The organism is Ruegeria sp. AF8, from assembly GCF_056541825.1.
On sequence record NZ_JBQFYW010000044.1, the window covers coordinates 1 to 7,184 of the forward strand.

General features: G+C 54.8%; 6 protein-coding genes and 1 pseudogene. 5 read left to right on the plus strand and 2 right to left on the minus strand.

What is annotated here, in order from left to right; translation table 11 throughout:
* The 4 genes from ACR0AO_RS24915 to ACR0AO_RS24930 form a co-directional block, all read left to right on the plus strand.
* Positions 1-349, plus strand: a 349-nt coding sequence (locus ACR0AO_RS24915; RefSeq protein ID WP_480609567.1) for a Crp/Fnr family transcriptional regulator, incomplete at its 5' end; no start/stop codon positions are given.
* A gap of 592 nt (positions 350-941) precedes the next feature.
* Positions 942-1,922 (plus strand): nuclear transport factor 2 family protein, encoded by a 981-nt coding sequence (locus ACR0AO_RS24920; RefSeq protein ID WP_480609570.1) that lies wholly within the window; start codon positions 942-944, stop codon positions 1,920-1,922.
* An 88-nt stretch (positions 1,923-2,010) separates the two neighbouring features.
* A complete protein-coding gene (locus ACR0AO_RS24925) occupies positions 2,011-3,174 on the plus strand; it encodes a M20 aminoacylase family protein (protein ID WP_480609573.1) in 1,164 nt (387 codons plus the stop codon).
* A 139-nt stretch (positions 3,175-3,313) separates the two neighbouring features.
* A complete protein-coding gene (locus ACR0AO_RS24930; RefSeq protein WP_480609576.1) occupies positions 3,314-5,149 on the plus strand; it encodes a GAF domain-containing protein in 1,836 nt (611 codons plus the stop codon).
* A 115-nt stretch (positions 5,150-5,264) separates the two neighbouring features.
* Here ACR0AO_RS24930 and ACR0AO_RS24935 read toward each other — a convergent pair.
* Positions 5,265-5,705: pseudogene (locus ACR0AO_RS24935) on the minus strand (IS6 family transposase); the annotation flags it as partial.
* Positions 5,706-5,757: 52 nt separating this feature from the next.
* Positions 5,758-6,717: an IS5 family transposase gene (locus ACR0AO_RS24940; protein ID WP_480609579.1), complete on the minus strand. Its 960-nt coding sequence runs from the start codon at positions 6,715-6,717 to the stop codon at positions 5,758-5,760.
* Positions 6,718-6,847: 130 nt separating this feature from the next.
* Between ACR0AO_RS24940 and ACR0AO_RS24945 the strand changes: the two genes are divergently transcribed.
* The coding region (locus ACR0AO_RS24945) for a hypothetical protein (protein WP_480609582.1) at positions 6,848-7,184 on the plus strand (337 nt) is incomplete at its 3' end.

The following is a 7,184-nucleotide window of genomic DNA, read 5'->3' on the forward strand; positions in this document are numbered from 1 at the left end:
GAACAAAAGCGTCAGGGCAACGTGTTCACATGGGTCAATTCTCAGTGAAAATTTTGCAGGCTACCGGGTCACTTCTCAGCGGGAATCAACATCCGATCTTCTAATACCCAATGTCCAACAGCGCATTGCCTCTACGCTGCTGCGCATCGGTCTGACACCTGACTCGGGACAACAAGGCACGGCTGTCATTTCGGGTTTAACGCAGGAGCAGATTGGTGAGTTGGCCAATGCCGCGCGAGACGTGGTCAATCGAACTCTCAAGCAATTTGCATTAAAAGGGTGGATCGATGTCGCCTACAAGAAGATCAGGATACTGGAGCCTACGGCGCTGGAAGCGTTTTGCTCATGATCGACGTACAAAGAGCCGCTGAGAAATATAACTGGCATCTTGATCGGAAAATAGGCGACGCGATGATTCAGACAGCTTCACTCTACTCAGCGGATCAGGAATTCTGATGCACTCCGGCGGCCGTTGCGGCCAAGTTTTTTCGACATGGATCTGCTCACAAGGATGCCTGCAGGGGAGGTGCGCGAGAAGCTTGCTCCCCAGTTCGAGTATTAAAGAGCCGGTCCATGATGGTGGATGACAATTCAAGGTAGCATACAATTGGTCAAACAATTTCAGTTCGCTTCGGCAAATCGGCTCCAAGCTGCCGTCGACCAACTCATCTCGATGCTGCGTCTGCAGCCTGCATTGCTGCCATTCGCTGCAAGCGCGAAGTCAAGAGCACGATGAATTGGAAGTGTGCGGACATAGCCGCCAGATGCAGTTGTCTCGAAAGTGATCTTAGCATGACGTCCTAATTTCCGACTGGGTCGATGCTGTGGGTAATCTGCTACGCTACCCGCGGCGTTCCGCGCCGCTGCCGCATTTGGCCTTCATCAGTTCTCTATTTTAGCAGTGCTATGCGTAAGATGTGGTAGTTGCTATCATTCGCTTGATGACAGACACGATACGCCCTTCGCCAGAACTTGCAGCCATAGTGGAACGTTGGATCAAAGCGTACGGGCGCGGCGACGGCGAAACGGTCGCGAATCTTTTCTCTGACGATCCCGCGTTATCGTATTTTGGCTCTGACGAGGATGAGGCGTGGCGGGATGATGCGCTGCGTCGTGGCATGGCGCAGTATATTCAGGAGGTTCCACGGTTTCAGTGGCACCCGGAAGAACTGCGTGGTTTTGAATGCGGATCCCTTGGCTGGGTGGAATGGAAAGCAACCATCCACGCGATTGAAATGGGACAATCGGCGCAATTGCGCTCCACAGCCATTTTGAAACTGGACAAAGGTTCCTGGAAAATCGTGCATGTTCACAATTCGATTCCGGTCAATAATGTCGAGGGCTTCGGTTACGAGGCAAAAGGTTTTGAGGAGCTTCTGGATGCCGCTTTGTCCACCCCCTACGAAATCGGACAAAGCGGTATAGCGACTGTGATGTTCACGGACATCGCGGACAGTACAACGATTGCAGAAATTATAGGAGATACTCTTTGGGCTGATGCGGTACGGCGGCATCTAAAGCTGGTCGAGACGCACATTGTTGAAACCGGTGGGCAATTGGTGAAATCGCTAGGGGACGGTGTCATGTCTACCTTCGCATCCGCAAGGGCCGCCCTGCTAGCGGCGCAGAATATTCAGCAGGCCAACGCAGCTGAAACCGCCGAACCAAAACTGCAAGTTCGTATTGGTTTGCATACCGGCGAAGTAATTACTTCTGACGCCGATCAATTCGGAACAGTGGTAAACAAAGCCGCCCGCATCGCGTCGCTTGCTGCCCCAAGTGAAATCTGTGTGTCAGACGCCACGCGGATCATGGTCGGCGGGTCGAATGAGTTTCTTTTTCGCGACCCGATGACAATTCCGCTAAAGGGTCTGGATGGGGAGCACTCAATACTTAAGCTCGATTGGCAAAAAACCACCTAAAAACTGACCTCCCAGCCAAAAATGATAATCCGGCCATCCTTGCCTAGGCCCATCCGGCAACAGACGCGCACATAAAAGAGATTTTGACATGAACATTCTCCCCACCATTGCAGATAGTGTCGAAGATTTGACCGCGATTTTCGAAGACTTGCATGCTCATCCGGAAATCGGCTTTACCGAAACGCGTACAGCAGAGATAGTGGCCCGCCAATTGCGCGATTACGGTGTGGATGAAGTCCACACTGGAATCGCTCAAACCGGTGTTGTTGGACTGATCAAGGGGAATGGAGACAGCAAACGTCGCATCGGTCTGCGCGCCGACATGGATGCACTGCCCATCCATGAGCAGACCAATTTGCGCTATGCTTCCAAATCAACCGGGGTCATGCATGCCTGCGGGCACGACGGACATACGACAATGTTGCTTGGGGCCGCCAAACACCTGGCGACAACCAGGGATTTCGACGGCACTGCCGTGCTCATATTCCAGCCCGCCGAAGAGGGACTTGGGGGAGCTCGGGGTATGCTGGCCGAAGGTCTGTTCGAGCGCTTTCCCTGCGACGAGATTTACGGGATGCATAACTGGCCAAGCGGCGAGCCAAACCAAGTGACAATCTGTAAAGGTACGGCGATGGCAGGCGCGTCTTTTTTTGACATTAGCGTCCAGGGCAAGGGCAGTCATGCGGCCATGCCGCACCAGTCACGCGACCCGCTGGTGATCGCTTCGGCGCTGGTGGGGCAAATACAGACGATCCTGTCGCGTAATGTTCCGCCGATCGAGTCTTGCGTCGTTTCTGTGACTAAATTCCAAGCCGGGTCGGCATACAATGTTGTGCCCGATACCGCGACTTTGGCCGGTACAATCCGTTATTTCAACGACCACATATGTACTCTCGCTGAGACTCGGTTGCGCGAAATCTGCGAAGGCTTCGCCCTCGCGTATCGCGTCGAGGTGGTGGTTGATCTGCGCAATGTTTTCAATCCGCTCGTGAACGACGCAGCGTTGTCGGACGCTTATCTAGAAGCCGCAGCGGATATTGTGGGCAGGGATAATGTCACGGACCAGGTCCCGCCTGGCACAGGCTCCGAAGATTTTGCGGATATGCTGCGTGTAGTCCCTGGCTCTTATTGCCGGCTTGGCCATTCCGGGGACATCGCTTTACACAACCCGGGCTTCGTGCTCGATCCCCAAATGCTTCCCGTCGGTGCGTCCATCATGGCGCGCGTAGTTGAGCGGCGCCTCTCGTTTTAGTTGGAAGGGTCGAACTGGCAGATCCCGGACAAATGTTCTTTCGCAGTTGGACTCGCCGTTGATTGGCAACGTTGGCGCATTTGTTTGGCAAGCGAAGTCCGACATGGTTAAATTCGACAAGCGTAAGGAGGTTGTTTAGATGGGCGCGCGGGACTCGCGAGTAGGATCAGATCGAGAAAGTCTGCTGGATGACCTCGTTCGTGGACAACAGCGAGAGGCGGCCACACGGAGCATTCTTGAAGTCATCAGCCAGAGCCGTGAAGACGAAAAACCTGTCTTTGATGCGATCCTCGACCGCGCTTGCAAGCTCTGCAATGCGCCGTTTGCGGGGCTGGTTTTGGGTACTGCAAATGACAACGCGCAGACGCTTGCAGCTCACAATGGTATGTTCCAAGCAGCAATCGATTTGTTTGAGAGTGGGCAGATGCGTATGGACAGAGACTTGTCCTACGCGGCGCGATCCATCATTGACGGTCGTATTGTTGCATTCGACGATATGGGAACGAGCGAACTTTACAAAAATGGCAGTCCTATTGTCCGTTCCATGGTCGATACTTCGAACATCCGAAGTGTTCTTTTTGCTCCATTAATCAAAGACGGCGTCGGAATAGGAAGCTTAACTCTGTTCCGGCGAGAAGTCAGTCCTTTCGATCCGTCAGAGGTATCTCTAGCTCAGACGTTTGCTGAGCAAGCCGTGATCGCAATTGAGAACGTGCGCCAATTCCGCGAAGTGCAAGAGCGACTTGCTCACGAGAAGGCCTCGGCCGAAGTGCTGGACATAATCAGTCGGTCACGGGCAGATGAACAGCCCGTTTTTGACGTTATTCTGGAAAGCGTATCTCGGCTCTGTCACGCCCCGCTTGCGCTGCTGCATATCACAGATAATCGGCGCAAGCGCGTAAGATGCGCCGCCAACCGAGGCACTGGAGACGAGTTTGCTTCGCGGTTGTCTGGATTCGATGAAGACCTCGACAACTCCAAACTGGTTGTCGTGGAAGCAATCCGCTCCGGGAACATTATACAGGTCAATGACCTTGCCGATGATGCGCTTTATCATGCGGGAAACGAGTGGCGACGCAAAATTGTAGATGAGGAAGGTGCGCGCTCCTTTTTGTCTGTGCCGTTACTTTCCGGGGTGCAAGCAGTGGGAACACTCACGCTCTACAGGCGGGAAGTTCTGCCGTTCACTGAAGACGACATAAGTCTAGTCAAAGGCTTCGCGGCACAGGCGGTCATCGCCATAGAAAACGTGCGCCAATTTAAGGAGTTGCAAGCCCTGAACGCCGAATTGGGTGAAAGAGTTGACGCGCAAGTCGGAGAGATCGAGCGCATGGGAAAGCTGAAGCGCTTCCTTCCGGCCGCCGTGGCGGACACGGTTATCTCCTCCGGTTCGGACAAGATGCTGTCGAGCCACCGGGCCTTATTGGGGGTTCTATTTTGTGACATCCGCGGCTTCACCGCCTTCTGCGAAACCGCCGAACCCGAAGAAACAATTGAGGTTCTGCAAACCTATCACCAAGAGATGGGCAAGCTCATCAACGCCCATGGCGCGGGCGTCGATCACCGCATGGGCGATGGGATCATGGTGCTTTTCAACGATCCCGTCCCATGCGACGATCCTGCGGGTAACGCTGTGCGCCTTGCCGTCGCTATGCGTTCGCGCATGACTGAACTCGGTCAAGAATGGAAGCGCATGGGCTTCCGTCTGGGCTTCGGAGTGGGCGTTTCGCTGGGCTATGCAACCGTTGGAATGGTGGGCTACGAAGGCCGGTCCGACTACACCGCCTCTGGCACTGCCATCAACGTCGCCTCCCGTTTGTGCGAAATGGCCGAGGACGGTGAAATCCTTCTCAGCACCCGTGCGGCCATAGCAGTGGAGGACGACTTCTCGTCAGTCTCGACTGGAGATTTTGTACTGAAGGGTATCCGAGAACCGGTCGAGGTGTTCAAGTTAGCCGCCGACTTTGATGCATAACAAACAGATATCTCCGAATAAGGCTGCTTTGGGCTGAGGGTGTGTGAAAACCCGGTCTGAGGGGCTTTGTCGCAAACTTTTCTGAAGTATGATCGCCAGCTGGAAGTCGCTGTGTTTAGCCGGCTAGAAGCGCAAATTGCTTAAATGGGCAGACCCCGACTCCGAACTGGCCTTTGCGGATCATGTGCGCAACTTCAATCCCATCCAGCGTAGCGGAGGAGGAAGCGAACGACTTGAATCCCAGCATTGGGCGGATCCGGCGTTTGATGAAACGATGGTCCTGTTCAATGAGATTGTTAAGGTACTTCCGACGCAACATCTCAATTGAAATTGGACATCCAAAACTCTTGAGCATGGTGTTGACGGCTTTGATACCAGCAGTGTTGGCGCCGCTCTTGTCGATGACGATCTTGCGGGGAAGACCGTTGAGTTCGAGAGCGCGGGCGAAGAATTTGGTTGCTGCGGCTTTGTTTCGGCGCTTGGACGACATGAAATCAAGCGTCTTGCCCTGTTTGTCGATGGCTCGATACAGATACACCCAGCTGCCCTTCACACGACCATGTTGCATGAAGACTCCTCAGGCCGCATTCGCCCCTTTCCCCGGTTTGTTATGCGACACGTTCATAGGCCGCACGACCCAGACGGGTCATGCGGTTGAGGGTTTTGACCGCGATCTTGGTTTCGTTTGTCTGGCTCTCCATTTTGTGGTTGCGCAGCTGAGGTCCAATGACCTGTTTGTAGCGCCCGATCTGCGCCTCTCCGCGTGACCTCTGGCCATAACCGGTGTTCTTCTGCCAGGCTATACGACCATGCCTGACGATCATGTCGATATGGGCGTTTCGCACGGCGAACTCTCCGGGAACGGCGTTCTTCGGCGGTGGAATGATCAACTCGACATCTGGACCGAAAGCGCGCCGGATTGCCGCTGCAGTCGGGGCGCCGTCATAGGCACCATCGCCGATAAAGCGGTGCACTGGGCTGGCGATCTCCACCAGAAGATCAGGCAAAGCGCCGGGATCTCCGACATGCTCGGTTGTCAGGCATGACGCGACGACCTCGCCGCTCTCCGGATCAAACCCGATATGCAGTTTGCGCCATGTTTTTCGGGTCTTTGGTAGCCCGTGCTTCTCCCGCATCCAGTCGCGGCTGCCAACGACACGCAGCCCTGTGCTGTCCACAATCAGCGTGATCGGACCACTGGCTGTACGGGTGTCAGGCGCGACCTCGAGCGTTTGCGCGCGTCGGCAGAGCGTCGAGAAATCCGGCACGGGGAGATCCAGTTCCATGAGCCGCAGCAGACTACGCACAAAGCCCTGCGTTTGCCGAAGCGGCAGGTCGAACACGGCGCGCAGGGTCAGGCAGGTCTCGATCGCCAAGTCGGAGTATCGCTGCTGACCACCGCGCTTTCCCGAGCGCGTGGCGCACCATCCTGACACCGCATCCTCACTGAACCAGACCGCCACGTCCCCACGCTGACGCAGCGCCTCGTTGTACTCCGCCCAGTTCGTCACACGGTACTTTGCCTTCGCAAATTTGTCCCGCCGTGGCGCGTTGAATTTGAAAGGCATCCCAGTACCCCGAAACCAAGTCACAGGGCCAGCTACGAAACAGAACCGATCTGTGCAACACGCTCATCCAACACAGAGTTTTCCATCAACTCGCAAAGGAAAAACTATGGTTTCGCGTACAGACTATCTTTTGAACGAAGTCGAACACTTCGCACCCTATTCCCAATTTGATCAATCCGCCCCGCGCGAGTATCGCGTTTCAGAGCAGATCGACATCATCATGAAAGAGCAGCAGGCGATGGGCTTTGATCGTGCAGCCATCGCTTCAAAGAGCTTCGACATCGAGGACCAGGCCAACCGCCGTGTTGACGAACACACGGCGCAACAAAATCTGGTCGAAGAACTGAAAATCGAATTGGAGGCTGCGGAGCGGTCAGGGGAGCCGGTTGATCTGAACGATATGCAGGCTTTGGTTTCTCAGCACATGAACGATGCTCAGGAATACGACCTGTATCATCCCTACTATT

What these genes read in the sequence shown, in the direction of transcription:
- ACR0AO_RS24940 (WP_480609579.1), bottom strand. Translation starts at nt 6,717, where the DNA reads ATGCCTTTCAAATTCAACGCGCCACGGCGGGACAAATTTGCGAAGGCA.
- ACR0AO_RS24920 (WP_480609570.1), top strand. Translation starts at nt 942, where the DNA reads ATGACAGACACGATACGCCCTTCGCCAGAACTTGCAGCCATAGTGGAA.
- ACR0AO_RS24930 (WP_480609576.1), top strand. Translation starts at nt 3,314, where the DNA reads ATGGGCGCGCGGGACTCGCGAGTAGGATCAGATCGAGAAAGTCTGCTG.
- ACR0AO_RS24925 (WP_480609573.1), top strand. Translation starts at nt 2,011, where the DNA reads ATGAACATTCTCCCCACCATTGCAGATAGTGTCGAAGATTTGACCGCG.